The organism is Streptomyces koelreuteriae (assembly GCF_018604545.1).
GTDB lineage: Bacteria > Actinomycetota > Actinomycetes > Streptomycetales > Streptomycetaceae > Streptomyces > Streptomyces koelreuteriae.
This window is the reverse complement of sequence record NZ_CP075896.1, coordinates 269,937-294,481: the sequence shown is the minus strand read 5'-3', so window position 1 is coordinate 294,481 and position 24,545 is coordinate 269,937. Positions and strand designations below refer to the sequence as shown.

General features: G+C 73.1%; 20 protein-coding genes. 7 read left to right on the top strand and 13 right to left on the bottom strand.

Going from position 1 to position 24,545, the window contains the following annotated elements:
- Positions 1 to 16: 16 nt before the first annotated feature.
- From KJK29_RS01280 to KJK29_RS01270, 3 genes are all read right to left on the bottom strand, one after another.
- Positions 17 to 3,991: a type I polyketide synthase gene (locus KJK29_RS01280; RefSeq protein WP_215116720.1), complete on the bottom strand. Its 3,975-nt coding sequence runs from the start codon at positions 3,989 to 3,991 to the stop codon at positions 17 to 19.
- On the bottom strand, positions 3,988 to 5,751 hold the full coding sequence (locus tag KJK29_RS01275) for a fatty acyl-AMP ligase (protein ID WP_215116719.1): 1,764 nt from the start codon (positions 5,749 to 5,751) through the stop codon (positions 3,988 to 3,990). The genes KJK29_RS01280 and KJK29_RS01275 overlap by 4 nt, the downstream gene beginning before the upstream one ends.
- Before the next feature lie 69 nt (positions 5,752 to 5,820).
- Positions 5,821 to 7,359, bottom strand: coding sequence for an acyl-CoA carboxylase subunit beta (locus tag KJK29_RS01270; protein WP_251057668.1), 1,539 nt, complete (start codon positions 7,357 to 7,359; stop codon positions 5,821 to 5,823).
- Between the two features lie 219 nt (positions 7,360 to 7,578).
- Between KJK29_RS01270 and KJK29_RS01265 the strand changes: the two genes are divergently transcribed.
- Complete coding sequence (locus KJK29_RS01265; RefSeq protein ID WP_215116718.1) at positions 7,579 to 7,830, top strand: DUF5133 domain-containing protein; 252 nt, start codon at positions 7,579 to 7,581, stop codon at positions 7,828 to 7,830.
- 44 nt (positions 7,831 to 7,874) lie between these two features.
- Here the strand turns inward: KJK29_RS01265 and KJK29_RS01260 are convergent, their stop codons facing one another.
- On the bottom strand, positions 7,875 to 8,846 hold the full coding sequence (locus KJK29_RS01260; RefSeq protein ID WP_215116717.1) for a GlxA family transcriptional regulator: 972 nt from the start codon (positions 8,844 to 8,846) through the stop codon (positions 7,875 to 7,877).
- A 188-nt stretch (positions 8,847 to 9,034) separates the two neighbouring features.
- Between KJK29_RS01260 and KJK29_RS01255 the strand changes: the two genes are divergently transcribed.
- Together KJK29_RS01255 and KJK29_RS01250 are read left to right on the top strand one after the other, a co-directional pair.
- On the top strand, positions 9,035 to 9,508 hold the full coding sequence (locus KJK29_RS01255) for a hypothetical protein (RefSeq protein ID WP_215116716.1): 474 nt from the start codon (positions 9,035 to 9,037) through the stop codon (positions 9,506 to 9,508).
- A 147-nt stretch (positions 9,509 to 9,655) separates the two neighbouring features.
- Positions 9,656 to 9,859: a hypothetical protein gene (locus tag KJK29_RS01250; RefSeq protein ID WP_215116715.1), complete on the top strand. Its 204-nt coding sequence runs from the start codon at positions 9,656 to 9,658 to the stop codon at positions 9,857 to 9,859.
- Positions 9,860 to 9,910: 51 nt separating this feature from the next.
- Here KJK29_RS01250 and tgmB read toward each other — a convergent pair whose 3' ends face one another.
- From tgmB to KJK29_RS01235, 3 genes are all read right to left on the bottom strand, one after another.
- Complete coding sequence (tgmB, locus tag KJK29_RS01245) at positions 9,911 to 10,894, bottom strand: ATP-grasp ribosomal peptide maturase (protein WP_215116714.1); 984 nt, start codon at positions 10,892 to 10,894, stop codon at positions 9,911 to 9,913.
- Positions 10,895 to 10,910: 16 nt separating this feature from the next.
- Positions 10,911 to 11,102 (bottom strand): putative ATP-grasp-modified RiPP, encoded by a 192-nt coding sequence (gene tgmA / locus KJK29_RS01240; RefSeq protein WP_193482685.1) that lies wholly within the window; start codon positions 11,100 to 11,102, stop codon positions 10,911 to 10,913.
- Between the two features lie 131 nt (positions 11,103 to 11,233).
- Complete coding sequence (locus KJK29_RS01235) at positions 11,234 to 11,545, bottom strand: YkvA family protein (RefSeq protein WP_215116713.1); 312 nt, start codon at positions 11,543 to 11,545, stop codon at positions 11,234 to 11,236.
- Positions 11,546 to 12,830: 1,285 nt separating this feature from the next.
- Here KJK29_RS01235 and KJK29_RS01230 point away from each other — a divergent pair.
- On the top strand, positions 12,831 to 13,946 hold the full coding sequence (locus KJK29_RS01230; RefSeq protein WP_215116712.1) for a hypothetical protein: 1,116 nt from the start codon (positions 12,831 to 12,833) through the stop codon (positions 13,944 to 13,946).
- 3 nt (positions 13,947 to 13,949) lie between these two features.
- Here KJK29_RS01230 and KJK29_RS01225 read toward each other — a convergent pair whose 3' ends face one another.
- From KJK29_RS01225 to KJK29_RS01210, 4 genes are all read right to left on the bottom strand, one after another.
- Positions 13,950 to 16,106, bottom strand: coding sequence for a xanthine dehydrogenase family protein molybdopterin-binding subunit (locus KJK29_RS01225; protein ID WP_215116711.1), 2,157 nt, complete (start codon positions 16,104 to 16,106; stop codon positions 13,950 to 13,952).
- Positions 16,103 to 17,107 (bottom strand): FAD binding domain-containing protein, encoded by a 1,005-nt coding sequence (locus tag KJK29_RS01220; RefSeq protein WP_215116710.1) that lies wholly within the window; start codon positions 17,105 to 17,107, stop codon positions 16,103 to 16,105. Before KJK29_RS01220 ends, KJK29_RS01225 begins: the two co-directional genes overlap by 4 nt.
- A complete protein-coding gene (locus KJK29_RS01215; protein ID WP_215124101.1) occupies positions 17,104 to 17,634 on the bottom strand; it encodes a (2Fe-2S)-binding protein in 531 nt (176 codons plus the stop codon). The genes KJK29_RS01220 and KJK29_RS01215 overlap by 4 nt, the downstream gene beginning before the upstream one ends.
- Positions 17,635 to 17,728: 94 nt before the next feature.
- Positions 17,729 to 18,844 carry a hypothetical protein gene (locus KJK29_RS01210; RefSeq protein ID WP_215116709.1) on the bottom strand — a complete coding sequence of 372 codons (1,116 nt, stop codon included), beginning with the start codon at positions 18,842 to 18,844 and terminating at the stop codon, positions 17,729 to 17,731.
- A 425-nt stretch (positions 18,845 to 19,269) separates the two neighbouring features.
- On the opposite strand from KJK29_RS01210, the gene KJK29_RS01205 reads away from it, so the two are divergent.
- On the top strand, positions 19,270 to 20,184 hold the full coding sequence (locus KJK29_RS01205) for an alpha/beta hydrolase (protein WP_251057667.1): 915 nt from the start codon (positions 19,270 to 19,272) through the stop codon (positions 20,182 to 20,184).
- On the opposite strand, the gene KJK29_RS01200 is transcribed toward KJK29_RS01205, so the two are convergent.
- Together KJK29_RS01200 and KJK29_RS01195 are read right to left on the bottom strand one after the other, a co-directional pair.
- A complete protein-coding gene (locus tag KJK29_RS01200; protein WP_215116707.1) occupies positions 20,178 to 21,245 on the bottom strand; it encodes a D-2-hydroxyacid dehydrogenase in 1,068 nt (355 codons plus the stop codon). The two genes, KJK29_RS01205 and KJK29_RS01200, sit on opposite strands and share 7 nt — an antisense overlap.
- A complete protein-coding gene (locus KJK29_RS01195) occupies positions 21,242 to 21,880 on the bottom strand; it encodes an RraA family protein (RefSeq protein ID WP_215116706.1) in 639 nt (212 codons plus the stop codon). Before KJK29_RS01195 ends, KJK29_RS01200 begins: the two co-directional genes overlap by 4 nt.
- 434 nt (positions 21,881 to 22,314) lie before the next feature.
- Here KJK29_RS01195 and KJK29_RS01190 point away from each other — a divergent pair, with 434 nt between their 5' ends.
- Positions 22,315 to 23,691: an MFS transporter gene (locus KJK29_RS01190; protein WP_215116705.1), complete on the top strand. Its 1,377-nt coding sequence runs from the start codon at positions 22,315 to 22,317 to the stop codon at positions 23,689 to 23,691.
- A gap of 28 nt (positions 23,692 to 23,719) precedes the next feature.
- On the top strand, positions 23,720 to 24,526 hold the full coding sequence (locus KJK29_RS01185) for a LamB/YcsF family protein (RefSeq protein ID WP_215116704.1): 807 nt from the start codon (positions 23,720 to 23,722) through the stop codon (positions 24,524 to 24,526).
- Positions 24,527 to 24,545 lie beyond the last annotated feature (19 nt).

Genomic DNA, 24,545 nt, shown 5'->3' with positions numbered 1-24,545 from the left:
TCCTCGGGTTCCGGTATCAGGGGGCCCGCTCGGCGAGCACCCGGCTCAGATGGGCGGCGATCTCGTCGACGTGCGGCGGATCGAGCAGCGACAGATGGTGACCGGGCACCGGCACGACCTCCAGGCGCGGGCACACCTCGTCCCAGCCCAGCGCCTCGTCGTCCCGCTCGTACGCCGGGTCGCGCACGGTGTGCGGCGCGGGCTCGGTGGCCCGGTAGAGGACCACCGGCCCGTCGTGGTCCCCGGGCCGGTGCGACTCCCCGATGCCCAGGTCCAGATAGGAGGCCCGCTGATGCTCCAGCGCGGCGGCCGGCACATCGGCGGCCTCGCTCAGAGCCCGCAGCACGGTGTCGATACGGGCCCCGTCGTCGTCCAGGGCCACCAGCTCGTCGTACGGCAACTCCAGCCGCACGCCCCAGGTGTCGGCGACGTGGCGGGCGAAGCCCTCGACATGCGCCCGGATCCGATCGGCCCGTGTCAGTCCCGGCCGGGGGAGCGGGCGTACGGAGTCGATCAGCACGACCAGCGGCACCTCCCGCCCCGCGGCGGTCAGCTGCCGCGCGGTCTCCTGGGCGACGAAGCCGCCGAAGGACCAGCCGCCCAGCACACACGGCCCGTCGGGGTGAGCGGCGTTGATCGCCTCGGCGTAGCGCCGCGCCTTCTCCGGCACGGTCCGGGCCTCCTCGATCCGCTCCAGCCCGTACACCGGCCGGTCGTCCCCGAGCCGTTCGGCGAGCGTGCGGTAGACGGCGACCGGGCCGCCCGCGGCGTGGACGAGAAACAGCGGGGGCCGTGAACCGGTGGCACGCAGCGGGCGCAGCGGGGTGTCCTCGCGGGGGAGGGCCTGCCGGATCCGGGCGGCGGCGTCCTCGACGGTGACGGCGGCGAACAGGTCGCGCAGGGGCAGCGCGATGCCGAACTCGCGCTCCACCGCGGTACGGACGCGGACGGCCATCAGCGAGTCCAGGCCCAGGTCGGCCAGCGCGGTGCCCGGGGCGACACGGGCGGGCGGGTGGCCGGTGACGGCGGCGATGTGCCGGGTCAGCCGGGCTAGGACCGAAGCGGGCTCGGCGACTTCGACGGGAGGATCCTCCGTGACCGGCTCGGGGTGTGCCCGGCCGTCCGTCCACCAGTGCCGTATGTGCCGCCACCGGGGCAGGGGCAGGTCGACGACCCGGCCGGGCGGCACGGGCAGCCGCCCGCCCGCGACGTACAGGGCGCCGAGCTGTCCCGCGAACGCCTCCGAACCGTCGGCGTCCCGGCGCAGGGTGGCCAGGGCGAGGGCGCCGGGAACGGAGTCGGCGACGGCCCCCGTCAGGACCGGATGGGGCGAGATCTCGACGAACGCCGTGTGGCCGTCGGCCGCGGCCGAGGCCAGCGCCCGGTCCAGCCGCACGGGCCGCCGCAGGTTGGCCGCCCAGTGGTCCGCGCCGAACCCGCAGTCGCCGCACGGGTCGTCGAGGACGGTGGAGTAGACGGGGACACGCGGCTGCCGCCCCCGGATACCGGCCAGCGCGTCGACGAGCTCCGGCAGCAGCGGGTCCACCTGGGGCGAGTGCCCGGCACCGACGACCCGCATGGCCCGCGCCGCCCGGCCCTGCCCCTCCAACCGGCGCACGAGCCCGGCCACCGCCGCTTCCTCTCCCGTGACGACCTTCTGCCGGGGTGAGGAGTGCACCGCGACATGCACACCCGGGAAGTCCCCTTCCAGGGAGTCCAGTTCGGCATCGTCCAGGTCCACCACGGCCATCGCGCCGCCGCTCAGCCCGCTCAGCAGCCGCGCCCGTACGGCGATGACCCGCGCCCCGTCCGCCACGTCCAGCGCGCCCGCGCACACGGCCGCCGCCACCTCGCCCATGGAGTGGCCGATCACCGCCGCGGGCTCCACCCCGTACGAACGCCACAGCTCCGCCAGCGCCAGTTGCAGCCCGAACAGGACGGGTTGGGCGACCTCCAGTCGGTCGAGGCCGGCACCGGACGACAGGTGGTCGTACAGGGACAGGCCGCACTCCGGTGCGAGGTGCGGGTCGAGCTTCTCCACGGCGGCGGCGAACGCGGGTTCCTCGGCCAGCAGCCTGCGTCCCATGCCGGGCCACTGGCTGCCGTACCCGGAGAAGACCCACACAGTGCCGGGCCCGACGCGGTCGCGGTCCCCGGTCACCACCCGCGCGTCCGGCTGCCCTGTCGCCAACGCCCCCAGGGCAGAGGCCAGTTCGGTACGCTCCCGGGCGGTCACGGCGGCCCGTACGGGACCCCGGCCCGTCCGCCCCGCCAGGGTCCGGGCCACGTCGGCGGGGTGCGCGGCGCTGTCGCGCAGCCAGTCGGCCAGACGGCCCGCCGTGTCGCTCAGGCGCTCGGCGTCGAGGTCGGAGAGCAGGTGCAGGTAGGCCGCGGGCTCCTCGGCCGACCGGGTCGGGACCAGTCCGGGCGGCCCCTCCTCCAGCACCACATGCGCGTTGGTGCCGCCGAAGCCGAACCCGGACACCCCCGCGACAGCGGTGCCGCCGTAGCGCGGCCAGGGCTCCGGCTCGGTCACCATCCGCAGCCGGTCATCGGAGAGGGAACTGCCCTCCGCACAGTGCAGCGAGGGCGGGAGGCTGTCGTGATGCAGGGCCAGCACGGTCTTCACCAGGCCCGCGATGCCCGCCGCCGACTCCAGATGACCGAGGTTGCCCTTGACGGAACCCAGCAGCAGCGGCTGGTCCGGGTCACGGTCGGAGCCGAGCACCGCGCCGAGTGAGCCCGCCTCGATCGGGTCGCCCAGCGGGGTGCCGGTGCCGTGCGCCTCGACGTAGTCGACGAGTTCTGTGGCGAGCCCCGCCCGTGCGTACGCGTTCCGCAGGAGCGCCTGCTGAGCGGCCGGGTTGGGCGCCATGAGGCCGTTGGAGCGGCCGTCGGAGTTGACGGCGGTGGCGCGGACGACGGCCAGGACACGGTCGCCGTCCCGTTCGGCGTCGGAGAGCCGCTTGAGGATCACGGCCGCGCAGCCCTCGCCGCGCCCGATGCCGTCCGCCGACGCCGAGAACGGCTTGCACCGTCCGTCCGGCGCGAGGGCTCCCGCTCGCCGGAAGGCGACCGAGACGGCCGGTGACAGCAGCAGGTTGACCCCGGCGGCGATCGCCGTGTCGCTCTCGCCCGTGCGCAGGCTGACACAGGCGTGGTGCACGGCGACCAGCGAGGACGAACAGGCCGTGTCGACGGCCATGCTCGGCCCCCGGGTGTCCAGGACATAGGAGAGCCGCCCGGCGGCGACGCTCAGGGCGCCCCCGGCCGGCGCCCAGGGATCGACTGCGCCCGGGTCGGCGCCCGTGAGCTGCCCGTACTCGGGGGCGGAGACACCGACGAACACGCCCGTGGCGGTGCCCGCCAGGGACCCGGCCGGTACGGCGGCGTGGTCGAGCGCCTCCTGCACGACCTCCAGCAGGATCCGCTGTTGCGGGTCCATCACGATGGCCTCGCGCGGGGTGATGCGGAAGAAGTCCGCGTCGAATCCGGCGATGTCGTCGAGATAGCCGCCGTAGGGGTGTGCGTCGGCGGGCGGGAAGGCGGTGAAGTCGCGCCAGCGGTCCTCCGGGACGCGCCGGATCGCGTCGACGCCCTCGCTGAGCAGCCGCCAGTAGTCGTCCGGGCCGTGCACCCCGCCGGGCAGCCGGCAGCCGATCCCGACGACCGCGACCGGCTCGGCCGTACCGTTCTGCAGTCCGGCTCGCGGGACCTGCGCGGCGTCCAATCCCGGGGTGTCCGGGGATCCTGCCCCGCACAGCCGCGCCACCAGCGCCTCTCCGGTCGGCGTCTCCCACAGCAGGGTCGGCGGCAGTTGCCGCCCGGTCGCCCGGGACAGCTCACCGGCCAGGGCGACCGCGTCCCGTGACGACATGCCGAGGTCGGCCAGGGGCCGGTCCATCGGGACGGCCTCGGGGGACGAGCCGCACCAGGCCGCCAGCCGCTCGGCGATGAGCCGGCGCAGCGCGCCCTCGTCGACGGGCCTCATCCCGCGCTGCCCGCCGTCGCCGCCCGGGCCCGGCCGCCGTACGCACCCTCCAGATACCGGGCCCGGGTCAGCGCCCGCGACACCTTCCCGCTGGAGGTACGCGGCACCGTACCCGGCGGCACCAGGACCACATCGGCGAGCCGCAGCCCGTGCCGGGCGGAGACGGCGCCGCGCACGGCACGCACCACGGCCGGTACGTCGAGCTCGGCGAGGCGGGCGGTCCGCGCGTGCTCCGCCACGACCACCACCCCCTCACCGGCGCCGCCCGGCACGGCGAACGCCGCCAGCCGGTCCCGGCGCACCGCCGGGTCCGCGTCCTGGGCGGTCGCCTCGACGTCCTGCGGATAGTGATTGCGGCCGTCCACGATGATCAGGTCCTTCAACCGCCCCGTGACGACCAACTGCCCCTCCAGCACCGTCCCCAGATCGCCCGTGCGCAGCCAGCCGCCCGGAACGGCCGCGGAATCCGCGAACTCCGCGCCGAACACCTCCCCCGGCCCCCGGTTCCAGTAGCCGCGTCCCACGTTCGGCCCCTGCACCCAGATCTCGCCGACCTCCCCCTCCGACAACAGGGCCCGCGTCACCGGGTCGGCGACCCGGACCCGCTGGCCCGCCGGGGTGCCACAGCCCGCCAGCAGCACGGCCCGGGGATCGTCCGGCCGCGCGGGCAGGGCCTTCCCGGCCGCCAGGGCCTCACGGTCGAGCGCGAACCGGGTGAGCGGCTCACCCGGCCGGGCCGCGCAGACGAACACGGTGGCCTCGGCCAGGCCGTACGACGGGCAGTGCGTCTCCGGGGCCAGGCCCTGGCCGGAGAACGCCGCGTGGAAACGGTCGGCCGTGCCCGGGCGGACCGGCTCGCTGCCGTTGATCAGCGCGGTGACCCTGTCGAGCCGCAGCCCCTCCTTCTGCTCGGCGGTCACGGTCGCGACGCAGTAGTCGTAGGCGAAGTTGGGCGCGGCGCTCACCACGTTCGGATGCGCGGCGAGCAGCCGCAGCCAGCGCACCGGCTCGTGCAGGAACGCGGCCGGGTCCATGAGGACCGACAGCAGCCCGCGTGTCACCGGGGCCGCGACGCTGAGCACCAGACCCATGTCGTGGTAGAGCGGCAGCCAGCCCACGCAGGTCAGCGGGCCGGCGTCGACACCGTAGGCGGTCAGCGCCTGGCGGGCGTTGGCGACGACATTGCCGTGGCTGATCTCCACGCCCGCCGGGGCGCGGGTCGAACCCGAGGTGTACTGGAGATAGGCCGTCGCGTCGGCGTCCGGCGGGACGGGCCGCCAGTCGCGGGCGGCGTCGTCGGGCACCTGGTCCGCCAGGACGATCCGCGGCCCGTCGGAACCGAGGAAGTCCCGCACCTCGTCCTGGACCCGGCTCGTGGTCACGACCACCGAGGGACGAGCGTCCGCCAGCACACCCGCCAGCCGGTCCGCGTGCCCGGGCAGGTCCGGCGGATACAGCGGTACGGCGACCAGCCCCGCGGCCAGGGCCGCGAGGAAGGCGGTCACATACTCCGTGCCCTGCGGACACAGCAGGGCGACCCGGTCCCCGGGCCCGGCCCGCTCGGCGAGGCGCGCGGCCAGCGCCCGCACCCGTACGTCCAGGCGGCGCCAGGTCAGGGTGCGGTGTACGCCGCGCGAGTGCTGTGCCGGATGCTCGACGAAGGTGAACGCCCGGCGGTCCGGGGTGGTCTCGGCCCAGTGCCGCACGTACTCCGGCAGCGTCGGGCACGCGGGCGCGAGCGGGGGGCGGCGGCTGTCCATCAGGCGGGGCTCCTCACGGCGCGGATCGGCGTACGGGGTGAATCGGCTCACGAGTCGGGAAGGGCGAGGTCAGAGCGGGATGTTGCCGTGCCGGCGTTCCGGCATCGGCGCGCGTTTGCCGCGCAGGGCGCGCAGCGCGCGGCAGATCTGCTCCCGGGTCTCGCGCGGCGCGATGACGGCGTCGACATAGCCGCGCTCGGCGGCGAGATACGGCGTGCCGTGGGTGCGCTCGTACGCGGCGAGAAGCCGGGCGCGCAGCGCCTCCGGGTCGTCGGACGCGGCGAGTTCACGCCGGTGCAGCACGCCCACGGCCCCCTCGGCGCCCATCACGGCGATACGGGCGGTGGGCCAGGCGAGGTTGACGTCGGCGCCCAGATGCTTGGAGCCCATCACCGCGTATCCGCCGCCGTACGTCTTGCGCACCACCACCGTCACCTTGGGCACCGTCGCCTCGGCGTAGGCGTACAGCAGCTTCGCGCCGCGCCGGATGATCCCGGCCTGCTCCTGCCGCACCCCGGACAGATACCCGGGCACATCGGCGAAGGTCAGCAGCGGGATGCCGAACGCGTCGCAGAACCGCACGAACCGCGCCGCCTTCTCCGACGCGTCGATGTCGAGGACACCGGCGGCACACAGCGGCTGGTTGGCGACGACACCCACCGAGCGGCCCTCGACCCGGGCCAGGGCGCAGATGATGTTCGGCGCGAACAGCTCCTGCACCTGGAGCAGTTCACCGTCGTCGACGACCGCGTGCAGGATGTCCCGCATGTCGTAGGCCTCACCGAGCCGGTCCGGGACGACCTCGTCGAGCCCGGCCCCGGGCGCAGCGTGCCCGGGCGCGTACTCCGGGGGCCGTTCCAGGTTGTTGGCCGGGAGGTACGACAGCAGGTCGCGCACGGTGTCGAGGGCGTCCTCCTCGTCGGCGGCCAGGAAGTGGGCGTTGCCGTTGACGGTGTTGCTGGTGCGGGCGCCGCCCAGCTCCTCGGCGGTGGTGCGCTCGCCGGTGACCGTCTCGATGACGTCGGGGCCGGTGACGAACATGTGCGAGGCGCCCTCCACCATCACCGTGAAGTCGGTGATCGCCGGGGAGTAGGCGGCGCCGCCCGCGCACGGCCCGAGGACGACCGAGAGCTGCGGGATCACCCCGGACGCCTTGACGTTGCGGCGCACCAGCTCGGCGTAGAGGGCGAGGGCGGCGACGCCCTCCTGGATACGGGCGCCGCCGGAGTCGTTCAGGCCGATCACCGGGCAGCCGGTCTTCAGGGCGAGGTCCATCAGGGCGACGGTCTTCTCCCCGAAGGCCTCGCCCATGCTGCCGCCGAACACCGTGGAGTCCTGGGCGAACACGCACACCGGGCGGCCGTCGACCGTGCCGTACCCGGTGACCACCCCGTCGCCGTAGGGGCGGCGGGCGTCCTGGCCGGCGGGCCGGGCCCGCACGAACAGACCCGTCTCGGTGAAGGAGTCCTTGTCCACGAGCCGTTCGATCCGCTCCCGCGCCGAGAACTCCCCGCGTCTGCGCGGCCCTCCCGGGGCCAGAGCCCGGTCCCGGCGTGAGGCCAGTCCGGCGACGCGTCCCGCGGTGCTCCCGCTCACCTCTGTGCTCACAACCACCTCCGAAGGGGCTCTCGACTATGGCAGCGAGGCGGGAGGTGCCGGGCGAATCACCGTTCTGTGTGGGGGAGTTGAGTCCTCCGACAGGGGGTTTCATCCCCCGGTGACAACAGACCGATCAATTCCAGTCATTTCCACCCGGGGTGCGTAAAACATGTGAATGGTTCCGCGTGGTTCGGGCATACGCAGCGAAAACAGAGAGAGGGGCGCTACGTGCTCGTACCGGACCGGAAGGTCGTCAGGGAGTTGCTGACGCGGTACGCGTCGCTGAGGATCGCTCAGGCGGAGAGGCACGTGCCGACGACGGCACGCGAGCTTGAGGACGTCAGCTACACGCTGTGCGTGATGATGGGAACGTCCGTCATCCACGACGCCATCGCCAAGGCCGACACCCTGCTGCTCACCAAGGGGCGGTCCGAGGCCGCGGAGGCGGACGGGGAGAACGGCTTGACGCTGGTCGGCTGAGAACGTGTGAGACCCGGCGCACGGCCGGGTACCGCCCCGGTGGCCTATGGACGGGCCGCCGGGGCGTTCGTCTTCCCGTGGAACGCCGAGCGGTACGCGTACGGCGTGGTGCCCACCACCTTGCGGAACCGCTCCCGGAACGCCGTCGGCGAGCCGAACCCCGCCTGGCGCGCGATCCGTTCCACCGAGTGGTCCGTGTTCTCCAGCAGATACTGGGCGCGCCGCACCCGCGCCCGCAGCAGCCACTGCAAGGGCGTGGTGCCGGTCTGCTCACGGAAGCGGCGGCTGAAGGTCCGCTCGCTCATCCCCGCCCGCGCCGCCAGTGTGCCCAAGGTCACCTCGTGCGCGAGATGGTCCTCGATCCACTCCAGCAGCGGCTCGAACGCCGACCCCCGGGGCACGGGCGGGTGCTCGTGCACGATGAACTGGGCCTGCCCGCCCTCCCGTTCCAGCGGCATCACCGACATCCGGGCGATGTTCGCCGCGACGGCCGACCCCAGATCCCGGCGGATCATGTGCAGACACAGATCCAGCGCCGCCGCCGCGCCGGCCGAGGTGAGGATCTGCCCGTTGTCCACGTACAGCACGTCCGGCTCCACCTCGACCCGCGGGAACCGCCGGGCCAGTTCACCGGCGGCCACCCAGTGCGTGGTGGCCCGCAAACCGTCCAGCAGCCCGGCCTCCGCCAGGACGAAGGCACCCACGCACACGGACGCGATCCGGGTACCGGACTCGGCCGCCCGCCGCAGCGCCGTCAGCACCCGGGCGGAGGGCGGCGCGGCGTCGGGGAAGCAGCCCGGCACGATGATCGTGTCGGCCTCCGCCAGCGCCTCGAGCCCCTGGTCGATGCGCAGGGTGAAACCGCCGTCCGCGCGCACCTCCGGTGTCTCGGCGCACAGCCGGACCCGGTAGGCGGGACGCCCGTCCGGCATATGGGTCCAGGCGAACGTCTGCTGGGGTGCCGCCATGTCGAACGGCACCACTCGGTCGAGAACCAGGATCGCCACGGAGTGCATGCCCGCCACCCTAGGCGGATTCCCGCCAGCAGAGTGACCCGGGGACGGAGCGGCCCCGCAGGGGAGAGCGCAGGTCGGAAGAGTTGGCGAGAACCCGTTGGAAGCTGGCGTTCCAGCCCATGGGAGATTTCACCCCGGCTCCCTAACGTGGGCCCGGCATCGTCGAACACGTCGTGGAAAGAGCCCCGGTGACCAAGATCCTGCTGTCCCTCCATGTGCTGGCCGCCATCGTCGCCATCGGTCCCGTGACCGTCGCGGCCAGCATGTTCCCGCCGGCGGCGCGCCGCGCGGCCGCGGCGCTCGGAGAGACGGCCGGCCCCTCGGCGGTCGGCACGGTCGCGCTGCTGCACCGCATCTGCCGCGTCTACTCCGGTATCGGACTGACCGTCCCGGTCCTCGGGCTCGCCACCGGTGCCGCGATGGGCGTCCTGGGCAGCGGATGGCTCGTCACCTCCATCGCGCTGACCGCGGCCGCCGCCGGGATCCTGGCCGCCTTCGTCCTGCCCCGCCAGGAAGAGCTCCTCGACCGGCTGAACGGCGAACAGGCCGTCGAGCACGGGAACACCGTGCAACTCGCCATGTTCACCGGCATCTTCAATCTCCTGTGGGCGACGGTCACCGTCCTCATGATCGTCCGGCCGGGTTCCACCACGGGAGCCTGAGACCGAGAGCCCCATCACTTCGCCTGGCACAGATGTCCGTTCTGCGTCAAGTCATCCCAGGGAATTCACACTCCGGGATGCCGGGCCGCCTAGACTCGTCAGTCTTGCCCCCGCACGGGGACGACGAGCAGAAAGGCACGTTGCCGGGTGTTCCAGGATTCCCCCATCTACGACCGACTCATCGCGGAGTGCGGCGATGTGCCCACACAGGTTCGCCGCGAAGCCGAACGCGTGAGCAGGGAACTGGAGCTGGTCATGCGGCCCGCACAGTCCCCCGGCTACGACCGCCCGCAGTCCCCGGGCGCGGGCTGGCAGCGCACGGCCATGCTCCCCGCCCCGCGCCAGCCGTGAGGCCTCTCGTCATGGGACCGCCCGGGGCCGGCGCGTGGCCGGCCCTGGTGCTCAACGGACCTTTGTGTTCGAACCGTTGACATGCGGCGACTCCTCGGGGATCGGGCGGGCCAGCCACTCGGCGATGGTGCGCGCGATCGGCTGCCCCGTCTCCACCTCGACGAAGCCGAACTGCCCCGACTGGTTGCACTCCAGGAACCACCAGGTCCCGTCCGCGTCCTCGACGAAGTCGAAGGCCCCGTAGGCCAGTTCCGCCTCACGCAGGTACGAGTGGACGCCCGCCGCGATGCACGACGGCACATCGGTGGGCTGCCACGGCGAGCCGGGCGCGGCGAAGCGCACGTCGACGTCGTCCGGGTCCGCGTCCGAGGCGGTCGCCTTGCGGGCGGCCAGCAGCCGCTCACCGACGACGGTGAGACGGATGTCGGCCCGCTTGGCGACCCGGCGCTGTAACAGCGTCGGCCCGAACGCGACGGCGGAGAAGTCCGTGTCCGGCGCGACCCGGCTGGTCGGCACCGCCCGGGGCGGGTCCTGCGGATGCGCGCCCGACACCGGCTTGACCACCAGGTCCGGATAGCGCTCGGCGAACTCGCGGGCGGCCCGCGGGAAGGTCGTGATCAGCGTCGCCGGCACGGGCAGTCCGCACCGCTGGGCGACTCTGAGCTGCCACGGCTTGTGCCGGGCCCGGCGGGCCGCGTCCGGGTGGTTCATCCAGCGCGCGTCCGAGCCCCGCAGCATGCCGTAGAGCGCCTGAGCGGCCTCCTCGGTCAGCCACGCGGACGGCTGGGCCGCCCGCCCGGCCGGGGTGCCGGGCCGGCGCACCCAGACCGAGCGCAGTCCCCCGATGCTCACCAGCCGCCCCCCGGCGGACAGATGGCCACGGAAGCGGCCGTGGACGAACTCACCCGACAGTGCGACACCGCCGGTCAGGTCTGCGGGATCGACGCGGACCACCGGAACCCCCGTCGCGTTCAGGTGCACGACCACCATGTCCGCGGTCACGTCCTCCTCGCAGGTGAGGATCAGTACGGTCATCTTCGGCGGCCCGCGGTCAGTCGTCGAAGTGGGTCTTGGAGCCCGCGGTGGAGGTCGTGGTGCCCACCTCTCTCAGCAGGCCGAAGTCGCTGGCCGCGACGCGGCCGTCGAGGAGCACGTTCAACTGCAGTCCGGTGTCGTACACATACGGAATAGCAGCTTCCAACTCCACTGCCGGGCGCGCGTAGTTGAGCGCGAACGGTTGCATCGTCTCTCCCTCGTCGGTACTGCGCCGACCAAGCGTTGGTCATTGGGCGCGGCCCCCCGGCCGCTCGCTTGTTTCGGCTTCCAGAGACTTATACGAATCGAACGGGTGGTTGGTTTCCTTACTCTCCGTAGTTATTTTGCCGGTTCGTGGTCAGCCCGGCGTGTCGTCCTGCGATCCCGTTCGCCGAGGGAGCCGCGGACGGTACGCAGAGCGAGCAGCAGAACACCGATGTCGTCCAGGTACACCGGGTCCGGCAGCACGTCGGCAGGCAGGACGAAATAGGCGACCGCGCCCCAGAAGACCCAGCGCGGCCCGGTGGGCAGACCCGCGCTCCGCAGATCGCGCCGGGTCCGGACCAGTCTCAGGAAGACGCTGACGGCGAGGACGAGGACGACGGCCGCGAGAATCGCGGCCAGGGTGATCACCGTTGCGGTCGTATCCACGGGTTGCCCTCCTCCTGGCGTGCCGCGACACGGGGTGTCTTTACGTGGATTCCCGTTTCCGGCGGCTGTATTGCGGCCGGGGCCCGACATGTCGGCGCGTCGGCGGATTTTCCCGTGCGGGTGGTCATCCCGGTGGCTCACACGAGTGGCACGGGGTGAAGGGGGCGCCTAGTAATGGTCAGCGTAACGTCGCTCGTCACACGACGGGGGGCGCAGGAGCGGCCGCACTCTTCCCATGGAGGCGAGTATGACCACCTGCTCTTCATCACCCCGCTCGAACGGGTCCGCCATAACCGGCGAGTCGAACGGGTCCGCCCAGCCGTCCGCCGAGACCACCGTCGCCACCGGCGCGTACCAGGTGGAGCAGACGAGCACACAGCCCGCCGCCCCCTCGCACGAGACGTACCGTGCGGGCACCGAGCCTCCCGCCGCGCCTCACCCCGCGGGCCCGCCGGGCACGGAACCGGCCGCCCTCGCTGGGGACGGGCCGCACCAGGTGTCGGCGCCGACGCCTGCTTCTGGCGTGGACGAGATCGCTCCGTCGTCTGCCACGCCTGTCGCCCCTGTCGTAAACGGGGCGGATCCCGTGCGGTCGGCTGCCGCCGGTGTGGCTGAGAATGTTCGGCCTGCCGGCCCCGATGCGGCCCCGACGGACCAGGAGCCGGCGCGCCCGGCGACCCCTGCGTCTGCCTCTGCTGCTGCCCCTGCCCCTGCCCCTGCTTCTGCCTCTGCCTCTGCCTCGGGCGAGGCGGCTGTGGCTTTCGACCGGTCCGCCGCCCCCGGCTCGGACGACGCGGACCGGCCGTCGGCCGCGCCCTCTCGCCCGAACCCGGTGGTCTCGCCGCCCGTCGAGCCCGCCGTCTCAGCGCCGCAGCAGACGGACCGGCCATCGCCCGCGCCCGAGGGTCCCCCTGCGAACTCGGTGAACTCGCCGTCGGCCAAGCCCGTTGACTCGGAGCCGGGCCAGGTGGACCGTCAGTCCGCCGCGCCTGCGGGCCCCCGCCCTGACCCGGTGAGCCCGCCGTCCGCCCCGCATGCCGCCGCAGGGTCTCCCCAGGCGGACCGTCAGTCCGCCGCGCCCGGGGGTCCCTCTGCGAACCCGGTGAGGCCGCTCTCGGCCGAGCCCGCTGTCTCGGGGGCTCAGCAGGCGGATCGTCAGGCCGCCGCGCCTGTGGGCCCCCGCCCGAACCCCGTCAGCCCGCCGTCCGCCCCGCCCGCTGCCGCAGGGTCGTCCCACCAGCCGGCGCGGCCCTCCACCCCGCCCACGGGCCTCCGCAAGGAGCCGGTGGATGCACCGCACGCCCCGCTCGACGGCCCCGGTCCGGACCGGGCCGACGTGGAGCAGTCGGGGGCGCGGCCGTTCGTGATTCGGTCGCTGGACGACAATCCCGTGGAGCTGCGGCCCGGCACGGGGCCGGTTCCCGCGCCGTACGGTGACGCGGTCAGCGACCTGGTGCACGCCGCCGTGGTCGACCGGCCCCTGGAGGAGGTCGTCGCCCTCATCACATCGCTGGGGAAGTCGCCCGACCACGCCGAAGCGATGGTCGACGCCCTCCGTACGGCCGGTGTGGAGCGGCGCGTGGAGGACGTGAGCCGGATGATCGCCCTGCTGACGAAGCCCCCACGGGACGCCGACAGCGCGGACGAGGCGATCCGGGCCGCGGCCGCCCACCGGCCGGTGGAGGAAGTGACCCGGCTGGTGACCCTGCTGCACAAAGAGCCGCAGATGCCCCACGTCCGCGAGGAGGCACTCCGCGCGGCCGCCACCGGCCGGTCCGTCGGGGAGCTGGTGGAGCTGATCGACCGCCTCGGCCTGGAGCGGCTGGACCGCAACGGCCGGGTGCCCGCCGCGCCTCCGGCCCCCGATGCCGAGACCACACAGCCCCTGACACCCGTCCGGCCCGCCAAGCGTCGCGAGACCCGCCGGACCCTCGACTCCGCACCGTCGGACCGCGACCGCGCGACGGAGCGGCTCACCAGGTCCATGGCATGGTCGAGTTGGCTGACGGCTCTGGGCCTGGCCGTATGCGCGGTGGCCCACTTCCCGCTGCAGCGCGGCGGAGCCTCCCTGGACCTGCACGCCATAGCTCTCGGCCTGTCCGTGCTCTGCACGGTGCTGGCGCTGCTGCTGGCCCTGCGCCCCGTGGCGCCGGTGCTGGTCGGGGCGGTGGTGGTGCCCACGGTGCTGGCCGGGGCGCAGGCGTACGGGAGTTCCTTCCCGTCGGCGTCCCTGACCCGGGCCGTGGACCTCGCGCTCGCCCCGCCGTGGTTCGCCGCCGGTGCCGCCGTGTGCACGGCGCTGCTGGCCCTCGTCTCGCTGGTCTTCCGCGCGGTGGCGCCGCTCGTCAGCGGCCAGTGGGCGCCGTTGCCGGCGACCGAGGCACGCAGTATGGCGGAGTGACGTCTACGACCGCCGTACCGGACCGGATCCGCTCGCCGCGGGTCCGGTCCGGTCGTCGTTCGTCCCCCGGCGCTCGAGCAGCCCGGCCAGCACCCGGTCCGGCGTGAGCGGGAGTTCCCGGAAACGGACGCCGGTGGCGTGGTGCACGGCGTTGCCGATCGCCGCGGCCGTCCCGACGATGCCGATCTCCCCGATGCCCTTGCTGCCCATCGGGTTGAGACGGGCATCGTCCTCGTCGAGCCAGTGCGCCTCGATCTCGCCGATGTCGGCGTGCACGGGCACGTGGTACGACGCCAGGTCCGACTCGGTGAAGTCCCCGAACGCGGCGTCCATCGTGCTGCCCTCGGTCAGCGCCATGCCCAGCCCCATCGTCATGCCGCCGACGAACTGGGAGCGTGCCGTGCGGGCGTTGAGGATGCGCCCGGCGGCGTACACCCCGAGCAGCCGGCCGACCCGGACCTCGCCGGTGACCGTGTCCACCGCGACCTCGGCGAAGTGCGCCCCGAAGGCGTGCCGGGCCCAGGCGCTCTCCGCTTCCGCCACGCCCCCGGTGTCCGCACGGACGTCGAGACCCTGCCCGGGCAGCGGCCCCGCGTGCTCGGCCAGCCGCCGCGCCAGCAGCGAACAGGCCTCGTGGACCGCCCAGCCCCAGGAGGCCGTGCCGGACGAGCCGCCCGCCAGCGGCGCCGACGGAAGCTCACTGCTGCCGACCTCCGTGCGCACCCGCTCCAGCGGCACCCCGAGGGCGTCGGCGCCGATCTGCGCGAGCACGGTCCGGGCCCCCGTACCGATGTCGGTGGCGTTGATCCGCACCAGGAACGTCCCGTCGGGCAGCGCGCGGGCCGTCGCCGCGGCGGGCCACACCATGACGGGATACGTCGCGGCCGCCACGCCCGTCCCCAGCAGCAGGGGCCCTTCCCCACTGGAGCCCGTGCGTGGATCGCGCCCCGCCCATCCGAAGCGCCGGGCACCCTCGCGCAGACACTCGACCAGGTGCCGGCTGCTGAACGGCTTGCCGCTGTCGGGTTCGACGTCCGGCTCGTTGCGGATCCGCAGCTCGACCGGGTCCATGCCCAGCTCTTCGGCGAGTTCGTCCATGGCGGACTCCAGCGCGTACATCCCCGGAGCCTCGCCCGGCGCCCGCATCCACGAAGGCGAGGGCACGTCCAGGGCGGCGACCCGGTGCACCGTACGGCTGTGGGGCGTCGCGTACATCACGCGCGCGGGCACGGCCGCCTGCTCCACGAACTCCTTGATGCGCGAGGTGTGGGTGGTGACCTCGTGCACCAGGGACGTGAGGCGGCCGTCCGTGTCGGCACCGAGGCGCAGCCGGTGCAGGGTGGGAGCGCGGTGCCCGACGACGGCGGGCAGATACCGGCGGGGGAGGGCCACGGTGACCGCCCGCCCGGTCTGCCGTGCCGCCAGCGCCGCGAGCACCACGTCGGGCCGGGGCGTGCCCTTGGACCCGAAGCCGCCGCCGACATGCTCGGCGGTGACGACGACCCGGTCCTTCGGAACGCCGAACAACCCGGCGAGCACGCCCCGTACGGCACCGGCGCCCTGACTGGAGGTGTGCACGGTCAGCCGCCCGTCGTCCCAGCGGGCGGTGCTGGCGTGCGGTTCCATCGGGTGGTTGTGCAGCGGCGGAACCCGGTACGCGACGTCCACCTGGACGGCGGAGGACCCGAAGGCTCCGTCGGGGTCGCCGTGTTCACGGACGGCGGGATGACCGCCATTGGCCTCCTCGGGCACGTACACGCCCGGGTGCGAGGCGGTGAGGGTCACGTCGTGCTCTTCGGCGTCGTAGGCGACCCGGACCGCGGCGGCACCGGCCCGGGCCGCCTCCAAGGTCTCGGCCACCACCAGGGCCACGAACCAGCCCCGGTGCGGAACCCGGGCGTCCTGGAGCACGGCCAGCGTCGGATCGTCCGGCTCGGCGAGCCGCGGCGCGTTCTCGTGGGTGAGCACGGCGAGGACACCCGGCACGGCGAGGGCCGCCTCCGTGTCGACGCCGGTCACCCGCCCCCGGGCGACGGTCGCCGGCACGGGCCAGGCCTGGGCCCGGCCGGGGGAGGGGTACTCGGCGGCGTAGCGGGCGGTGCCGCTGACCTTCTCCCGTCCCTCCCGGCGCTCGGCGGGAGCACCCACGCTGCCGGTCATGGAGTCCTCCGCGTGAGCGCCGGTTCCGCGAGCCGGGACAGCACGTCCACGGCGAGATTGCGGGCCAGCGGCACTTTGAACGCGTTGTCCCGCAGCGGCCGCGCGGCGGACAGTTCGAGGTCGACGGCGTGTTCGAACGCGGCGGTGGTCGGAGCCGCGCCCAGCAGCGCCTCCTCCGCCCGCCGGGCCCGCCAGGGCCGGTGCGCCAGCGCCCCGAAGGCGAGCCCGGCATGAACGACCACACCGTCCGACACCCGCAGCACCACCGCGACGGACGCGAGCGCGAAGGCGTACGAGGCACGGTCACGGGCCTTGCGGTACGCCGACGGCAGCCCGGCCGTGACAGCGGGCAGCACCACGCCGGTGATCAGTTCGCCGGGCCGGATCTCGGTGTCCTGCTCGGGCCGGTCCCCGGGCAGCCGGTGGAAGTCCGCCGCCGCGACACTCCGGGCACCGTCCGGCCCGGACAGTTCGACACGCCCGTCCAGAGCGGCCAGCGCCACCGCCATGTCCGAGGGATGGGTGGCGACGCAGTGCGCGGAGTGACCGAGCACCGCGTGATCGCGGTGGACGCCGTCCCGCGCGCCGCAGCCGCTGCCCGGCTCACGCTTGTTGCACGGCTTCGACACATCCTGGAAGTACGGGCACCGGGTGCGCTGGAGCAGGTTTCCGCCGGTCGTCGCCGCGTTGCGCAACTGTCCCGAGGCACCCGCGAGCACCGCCTGCGACAGCGCCGGGTACCGGTCGCGTACGAGGGGGTGGGCCGCGAGGTCGCTGTTGCGGACCAGCGCCCCGATCCGCAGCGCGCCGTCGGGCAGCTCCTCCACCGCGTCCAGGGGCAGCCGGGTGATGTCGATGAGGGTGGCGGGCCGCTCGACGCCGAGCTTCATCAGATCGACGAGGTTGGTGCCGCCGCCGAGATAGCGGGCGCCGGCGTGGGAGGCGTACGCGGAGGTCGCCTCCTCCACGCTCGCGGCACGGACGTAGGCGAACTCCTTCACGGGACCACGTCCTCCACCGCCTCGGCGATCCGTGGGTACGCGCCGCACCGGCACAGATTGCCGCTCAGCCGCTCCCGGATCTCCTCCCGGCTCAGCGGCACCGGCTCACCGGAGGGCGTCGCCGGGTCGGTGACGTGCGAGGGATGACCGGCCGCCGCCTCGGCGAGCACACCGGCCGCGGAGCAGATCTGGCCCGGGGTGCAGTAGCCGCACTGGAAGGCGTCACGCTCCAGGAAGGCCTGTTGCAGCGGGTGCGGCTCCTCACCGTCGCCGGACAGGCCCTCGATCGTGGTGACCTCGCAGCCGTCGAGGGCGATCGCGAACAGCAGACAGCTGTTGACGCGCCGCCCGTCCACCAGGACCGTGCAGGCGCCGCACTGGCCGTGGTCGCAGCCCTTCTTGGCGCCGGTGAGGTCGAGATCCTCCCGCAGGAGGTCCAGCAGGACCCGCCGGTGGTCGACGGTGAGGGTGTGGGGCTTGCCGTTGACGCGGAGAGTCGTCTCCGAGTGGTACTGGTCGTTGCCCATGGCGTGGAGGACCTTCCCGGGCGGGCCGTACTGCCGTACGGACCGCGTATCCACCTGGCCACGACTGACACGTGCGCCCCGCGAGGAAGGCTTCCTAGTGCTCGTCCCGGGAGGGGGCCACGGGGCGCTGGGATTTGCCCTTGAAGCGTTCGAACGTCCGTGTGAGCTGCTGGAGCGGGGACCCGACGGGAGCACCGGAGGGCTGCTGCCGCGCGGGCGCGGTCCCGTCGGACTCCTGGTAGGCGGTCAGGGCCTCGTGGGCGCGCTCGGCCGCCTCCCGGTACAGGTCGCGGGACTTCGTCATGGCCTCCAGCGCGTCGGCGTACATGGCCACCAGACCGCGCTGGCGGTCCAGCTCCTCCTGGAGATTCAGCAGGTGCCAGTCCTCCCGCAGCGCCTTGAGGGCGTTCTCGGCGCCGTCGGGCAGGGGCCGCGGCAGCGCGCCGAACCGCTTCACCGCGTGGACGAGGTCGGCCGGCTCCGAGCCGTCGAGGAAGACCGCGCGGATCGAGAAGTCCTCGGCGTCGTACCCCTCCGGTGCCGGGGTGCCCGGCAGCACGACGGCGCCGCCGCGCGCCACCTGCACGCCGGAGTCCCGCAGGGCCCAGTTGAGCCCGCGCGACTGCTGCGGGAGGGCGCGGTGCTCCACCACCCGGGGCCGCAGGCCCGGCGGCAGCCACCGCGCGATCGGCATGCGGCCCTTCTCGTCCGTGGTCATCGCCTCGTGGACGACCACATGGATGTGCCAGCCGCCGCGCACCGCGTTCCGGAGCAGGCGCTTGGTCTCCTTGTCGTCCTGGGGGAGCGGATTGATCTCCCGCAGGGACAGATCCGCGCCGTCCCGGTCCCAGGCGGCGTCCGGCTCCTTCGGCCACATCAAACCGGTCGGCGACGGCCAGTCGTCGCTCCATGGCTCCTCGGCCTCCGCGACCAGGATCCACTCCTGCCCCTCGCCGTCCGGGCCGGGCGTCACACTCAGCCGGGCCCGCACGGTCACCCCGTCACCGACCTGCCAGCGGGCTTCGAAGACCCGCTCCGACGGGCCGGCCTCGGCCTCGGGCAATTCCAGAAAGTCGTCGATGTCCCGACTGTCCTTGCGCTGCTGGAGCGAGCACCGGAGAACGTCTTCCGCGGCACCGGAGGCATGACGGCCGCGCGCCAGCCACACCGTGGCGGGCGTCTGCGGGCGGACGGTGGAGGAGAGAGGCATGGGTCCATCTGTGAGCTGGGAGCGGGTGTGCCTGCCAGTATCGTCACCGCAGGCCGACCGGGATAACCCGGGGTCACACCTATGGGCGTACCCCCGATGTGCGCTGCCATGTGAGGTGCGCCCGTGCGCACGGGGTGTGCGCGCCGCGCGCACACCGACGGTTCACACTCATGGCCCAGCCGACCCGCGCTCCCGACAATGGACCCCACGAGCAGGACCCGCCCACCATCCGCATCGGGGCGGGTCCTGTTCGCTGCACCGGCGCTGTCGTGTCGCCCGGGTGAGGGGTGTCCGGGGCTCGTATCGTGCGAGACGTGATGGCTGACCGTCGACGGTTCCTGGCGCTGGTGAGCGCGGCAGGTCTTCTGGTGCCCGGGGCGCAGCGGGCCGCAGCCCATGGTCGTGCTCGTGAGGGTGCACGGGTCGTGGACGAGCAGCGGACGGAGAGGCGGATCGTCGACCTCACCGTGCGCTCGGCCGCCCTCGGCCGCGACGCGCGCGTCCGGCTGCTGACCCCGGACGGCTGGGAGCGGCGCGGCCGGGACGACCGATGGCCGGTGCTGTATCTGTTCATCGGAGGAGACGGCGACCACGAGGCCTGGACCAGGGAGTACGAGGTCCAGAAGAAGCCGGAGTTGCGCGGCACCCTCGTCGTCATGCCCGAGATGCCGCTGTACGGCTTCTACAGCGACTGGTGGAATCACGGCCGTGGCGGACCGCCCGCCGTCGAGAGTTTCCATCTGCGCGAGGTGCTGCCCCTGCTGGAGCGCGACTACGGCGCGGGCACCCGGCGGGTGGCGGCAGGGGAGTCCCAGGGCGGTTTCGGCGCACTCTCCTACGCGGCTCGGCACCCGGGGCTCTTCCGTGCCGTGGCCAGTTACAGCGGATTCGTGCACCCGCTGCAGCATCCGCACGCCGTACGGGCGGGCATGACCTATCTGGGTCTCGACTGGCTGGCGTTGTGGGGCGATCCCGTGGCCCAGCGCGCGATCTGGCAGGCGCACGACCCCTACCATCTGGCCGAACGTCTGCGGGGCACCCGCGTCCATCTGTCCAGCGGCGACGGCCGGGCAGGAAAGCTCGACCCGCCGGGCACCGAACCCGATCCGCACGTCCCCGGTCTGGAGGACCCGGACCGTCCGTTCCCGGAGGACGTGATCTCGCCGACGGAGACCCTGATGGGGGAGGAGTCGCGTGCCGTCGCCACCCGTCTCAGGAGGGCCGGTGTCCAGGTGAGCACGCACTTCTACGCCGGTACCCACTCGCCGCCGTACTGGTGGCGGGAGCTGGACCGCACCCTGCCGATGCTGCTGAGCCGCAGCCAGGGTGTGGCTCAGTAGAACTCGACGGTGTTCACCCGGTTGACCAGCTCCTGTCCGTCGAGGAGCCGGGTGGCGTTGGCGGCGAAGAGTTCGGCGATGAGGCGGTCCTCCGAGGAGTCGAGCGCGGCGGTGTGCGGGCTCACCAGCACCCGGTCGTGGTGCCAGAGCGGACTGCCGTCCGGCAGCGGCTCCGTCTCGAAGACGTCCAGCGCGGCGAAGCCGACCCGGCCGGAGTCGAGGGCGTCGGCGAGGGCCGCCTCGTCCACGACAGAGCCCCGACCGACGTTGACCAGCGTGGCCCCGGGCCGCAGGGCGTCGAAGAACCGCTTGCCGAGGAGGTGTTCGGTCGCCTCGGTTCCGGGGAGCGTGTTGACGACGGCGTCCACGGTGGGAGCCACCTCGGTGATGCGGTCGGGATGCACCACGGTCGAGACACCCGGGACGGTGACGTCCCTTCTGCTCGTGCCGATGACCGTCGCGCCCAGGGCATGCAGTGCCGTGGCCACCGCCCGGCCGATCCCGCCCAGCCCGAGCACCAGCACGGTCTGCCGGCTCACCTGCCCCATCGTCCAGCGGCCGCTCCACTCACGGTCGCGCTGCTGGCGGTTGAGGCGGGGCAGATCCTTGGCTCCCGCGAGCACACCGAAGACGGCGAACTCGGCGAGCGGACGCCCGTGCACCCCGGCCGAGGTGGTGAACAGGACCCGGCCGAGCTCCTCGGCGTTCAGCCCGGCGGCCCTGACCTGGCCGCCTCCGCCCGCGGCCATGGTGTGCACCCAGCGCAGCCGCGGATTGGCCCGGACGGCACGGGCCAGGGCGGCCGGGTCCACATCGGGGATCCCGTACAGGGCGTCGGCCGAGTCGATCGCGGCCTCGTAGGCACGCTGCCGCTCGGGGCCGCGCCGCCAGTCCGGATCGCCCGCGAAGTCGGCGGGCCAGCGCATCGGGGGCAGCAGGGCGTGGTCGACGACGAGGTCGATCCGCGGCTCCAGCCGCCGGACGAGCGCGGCGTTCTCCTCGGACAGCGGGGCGGCGACGGCGACGCGCAGGCGGCCCGGCACCCGGTCCCGGCCGGTCACCGCACGGCCTGGGCGCGCAGCGCCTCGACCTCGGCGTCGAGCGCGGCCTCGCGGGCGACGATCTCCTCCACGGCCCGGAGCGCCTCCTCGGCGCGGTGCGGCGGGATGACGATGACGCCGTCCCCGTCGGCGGCGACGATGTCGCCCGGGTTCACCACGACACCGCCGATGGCGACGGCCTCGCCGATCGTGCCCGGGCCGTTCTTGAAGGGCCCGGCCGGAGTCAGACCCCGCGCGAAGACCGGGACGCCGAGCCGTTCGATGATCGCGGCGTCGCGGACATAGCCGTCGACGACCGCGCCGGCCGCACCGTGCACGGCGAACCGCTGGGCGAGGTTGTCACCGATGATCGCGCGGCCGTCGTAGCCGAAGGCGTTGATGACGAGGACGTCGCCGGGGCGGATGTGCTCGAGCGCCTCGATCACGGCCTTGTTGTCGCCCGCGACGGTGAGGACCGGGAGCGCCGTGCCGACGGCCGCGGCGCCGTTCCAGATGGGGGCGATGCCTCCGTCGACGATGTTCAGCCGGTCGAGGGCGTCGCCGAGGTTGGCCACGGAGTGGGCGCGGAACCGCTTGAGCACCTGCTCGTCGACGCGTTCCCACGCCGTGTTGACGCGCACGTTGTCCTGGGTCATCGCAGAATCCTTCCAGAAAATGCGAAACCTTTCGCGTTTCGCGTCAGTCAGTGTGCATCCATCGGACGTGCGGCACAAGGGGTGCCCGACGGGCGCGACCGGGGCGGGAGCGCGAGTTTGACCAGAGGGTGAACGCATCCTTGACCACCCGAGAATGCGAACCTATTCTCATTCGCGATTCCAGTCGCAACTCGGCTCCGGCGCTGTTCCGCGGTCTTCCACCGTGACGTTTCCGCCCGCCCCCTCGGGCGCGGGCCGCCTTCGAACAGTGCCGTGGTCACCCGCCCCTGAGGCACTGTCACCGCTTTCCCCTCCTGGCCCCCACCTTTCGTGGGCGCACCTCGGCGCATGAGCGATCACCGGCCCTCACTCCGCTCGGCGCACGATCCTCAGGACACCGTCCCCGGAGTCCGCGACACCGAAAGTGAACGCGTATGACTACGTCAGATCGGCTCGACATCCCCTCAGACCGTGACGAGGCATCGTCCGATGCGCCCGGCGCGGCAGCGGTCGACGTCGTCTCCGCCAACCGCAAGGTCGTCCGCAAGGCCACCGTCGCGGGCTCGATCGGCTCCTTCGTCGAGTGGTACGACTACGGCATCTACGGCCTGCTCGTCACCTATCTCGCGATCAACATCATGGGAGAGGCCGAGGCCGGAGGCCTCTTCCTCACCAACGTCGGCTTCCTCGTCAGCTTCGTCGCCCGCCCCTTCGGCAGCGTGATCTGCGGCTACCTCGGCGACCGGCTCGGGCGCAAGAGCCTGCTCGCTGCCCTCCTGGTACTGATCTCCGCGGCCACCGCGGCCATCGGCCTCATCCCCTCCCACGCCGTCATAGGCGTGGCCGCGCCCGTCCTGCTGGTGCTGCTGCGCGTGCTGCAGGGCTTCTCCGCCGGCGGCGAGGTGGCCGGCGCCATGTCCTTCGTCGGCGAGTACGCCCCGGACGCCCGCCGCAACTACATGATGAGCTTCATCGCCGTCGGCTCGTTCGTCGCCCTGATGTTCGGCAGCGCCTTCTCCGCCGTCCTCATCACGACCCTCGGCGACGACTCCATGACCTCCTGGGCGTGGCGGGTGCCGTTCCTGCTCGCCGTCCCGCTCGGCTACGTCGGCTTCTACATCCGCCGCCGGCTGGAGGAGACCCCGCACTTCACGGCGCTGCGCGAGCAGAACACCGTCGCGCGTAACCCGCTCAGGGAGGCCTTCACCAACCGGCGCCATCTGAAGGCGATCGTCCTCACGATCTTCCTGCCCGCCCTCAACGGCCCCGGCTACTACCTGCTCTTCGTCTACATGCCGACCTACTTGAAGACCTCGCTCGGCGAGCACAACTTCTCGATGCTGCGGGCGCTCACGGTCACCGCGGTCAGCCTGGTTGCCATCGTCGTCTGTATCCCGCTCATGGCCCGCCTGTCGGACCGGATCGGCCGCAAGCCCGTGCTCGCGGGCTCGGCCGTCGCCATGGCCGCCGTCTCGTACCCGATGTTCCGGCTCATCACCACCGGCGAGTTCGGGCTCGCCTGCGTCGGCACGATCGTCCTCGCGATCGCCTTCTCCGGGCACGCCGCCGTCGTGCACACCGTGCTCGCCGAGATGTTCCCGACGACCGTGCGCTACTCCGCCTACAGCATCGGCTTCAGCCTCTCCACGATCATCTTCGGCGGCAGCGCCCCGCTGGTGATGACCGAGCTGATCGAGTCGACCGGCTCCAACCTCGTCCCGGCGTTCGCCTCCATCATCACCGCCCTGATCACCCTGGTCGCGATCGCCTTCGTGCGCGAGACCAAGGGCCGGCCCCTCGCGGCCCGCTGAACCATCCCCCCCCACGAGGAGAGACACCATGGGAATCAACTCCGTAGCCGTCGTCGCCGACCTCGGCGAGAGCTTCGGCAACTACACGATCGGCGACGACGAGGCCCTGCTGGGCCTGGTCACCTCGTCGAACATCGCCTGCGGCTTCCACGCCGGTGACCCGCGCATCATGGACCGGACGGTTTCCGACTGTGTCGCGCGCGGCATCGAACTGGGCGCCCACCCCGGCTACCCCGACCTGGTCGGCTTCGGCCGCCGGCTCATCGAGGCGACCGAGGAGGAGATCCGCACCGACGTCCTCTACCAGCTCGGCGCCCTGGACGCCTTCGCCCGGGTGCACGGCGGCACCATCAGCCATGTCGCCCCGCACGGCCGCATGGGCTCGATCGCGCAGACCGACGCCAAGCACGCCCGCGCCATCACCGACGCGATCGCCGCGTACAACACCGACTACATCGTCATCTGCCAGCGCGGCCTGCTCGCGGAGGAGTCACGCAAGCGCGGCCTGGAGGTCGGCTACGTCTTCCTCGCCGACCGAGGCTACGGCGACGACGGCATGCCCGTGCCCCGCTCCCACGAGGGCGGACTCATCTACGACCCGGAGCTGATCGGCGAGCGTTCGGCCCAGGTCGTGCGGGAGGGGACGGTGCGCTCGGTCAACGGCAACGTGGTCCCGCTCGGCCATGACGCCGACGTCCTGCTGCTGCACGGCGACCACCCGACCGTCCTCGCGAACGGCACCGCGCTGCGTGCCGCGCTCGACAAGGCGGGCATCCAGGTCGGCGGCCTGCGCGAGGTCCTGGCGCAGAAGGCGGAGGTCGCGCTCGCCGGCTGAGGGCGGGGCGCACCAGGTG

Excerpts from the sequence above, each read along its gene's own strand:
- KJK29_RS01280 (WP_215116720.1), bottom strand. The coding sequence starts at position 3,991 with ATGAGGCCCGTCGACGAGGGCGCGCTGCGCCGGCTCATCGCCGAGCGG.
- KJK29_RS01275 (WP_215116719.1), bottom strand. The coding sequence starts at position 5,751 with ATGGACAGCCGCCGCCCCCCGCTCGCGCCCGCGTGCCCGACGCTGCCG.
- KJK29_RS01260 (WP_215116717.1), bottom strand. The coding sequence starts at position 8,846 with ATGCACTCCGTGGCGATCCTGGTTCTCGACCGAGTGGTGCCGTTCGAC.
- tgmB (WP_215116714.1), bottom strand. The coding sequence starts at position 10,894 with ATGACCGTACTGATCCTCACCTGCGAGGAGGACGTGACCGCGGACATG.
- tgmA (WP_193482685.1), bottom strand. The coding sequence starts at position 11,102 with ATGCAACCGTTCGCGCTCAACTACGCGCGCCCGGCAGTGGAGTTGGAA.
- KJK29_RS01225 (WP_215116711.1), bottom strand. The coding sequence starts at position 16,106 with ATGACCGGCAGCGTGGGTGCTCCCGCCGAGCGCCGGGAGGGACGGGAG.
- KJK29_RS01215 (WP_215124101.1), bottom strand. The coding sequence starts at position 17,634 with ATGGGCAACGACCAGTACCACTCGGAGACGACTCTCCGCGTCAACGGC.
- KJK29_RS01210 (WP_215116709.1), bottom strand. The coding sequence starts at position 18,844 with ATGCCTCTCTCCTCCACCGTCCGCCCGCAGACGCCCGCCACGGTGTGG.
- KJK29_RS01195 (WP_215116706.1), bottom strand. The coding sequence starts at position 21,880 with ATGACCCAGGACAACGTGCGCGTCAACACGGCGTGGGAACGCGTCGAC.
- KJK29_RS01190 (WP_215116705.1), top strand. The coding sequence starts at position 22,315 with ATGACTACGTCAGATCGGCTCGACATCCCCTCAGACCGTGACGAGGCA.
- KJK29_RS01185 (WP_215116704.1), top strand. The coding sequence starts at position 23,720 with ATGGGAATCAACTCCGTAGCCGTCGTCGCCGACCTCGGCGAGAGCTTC.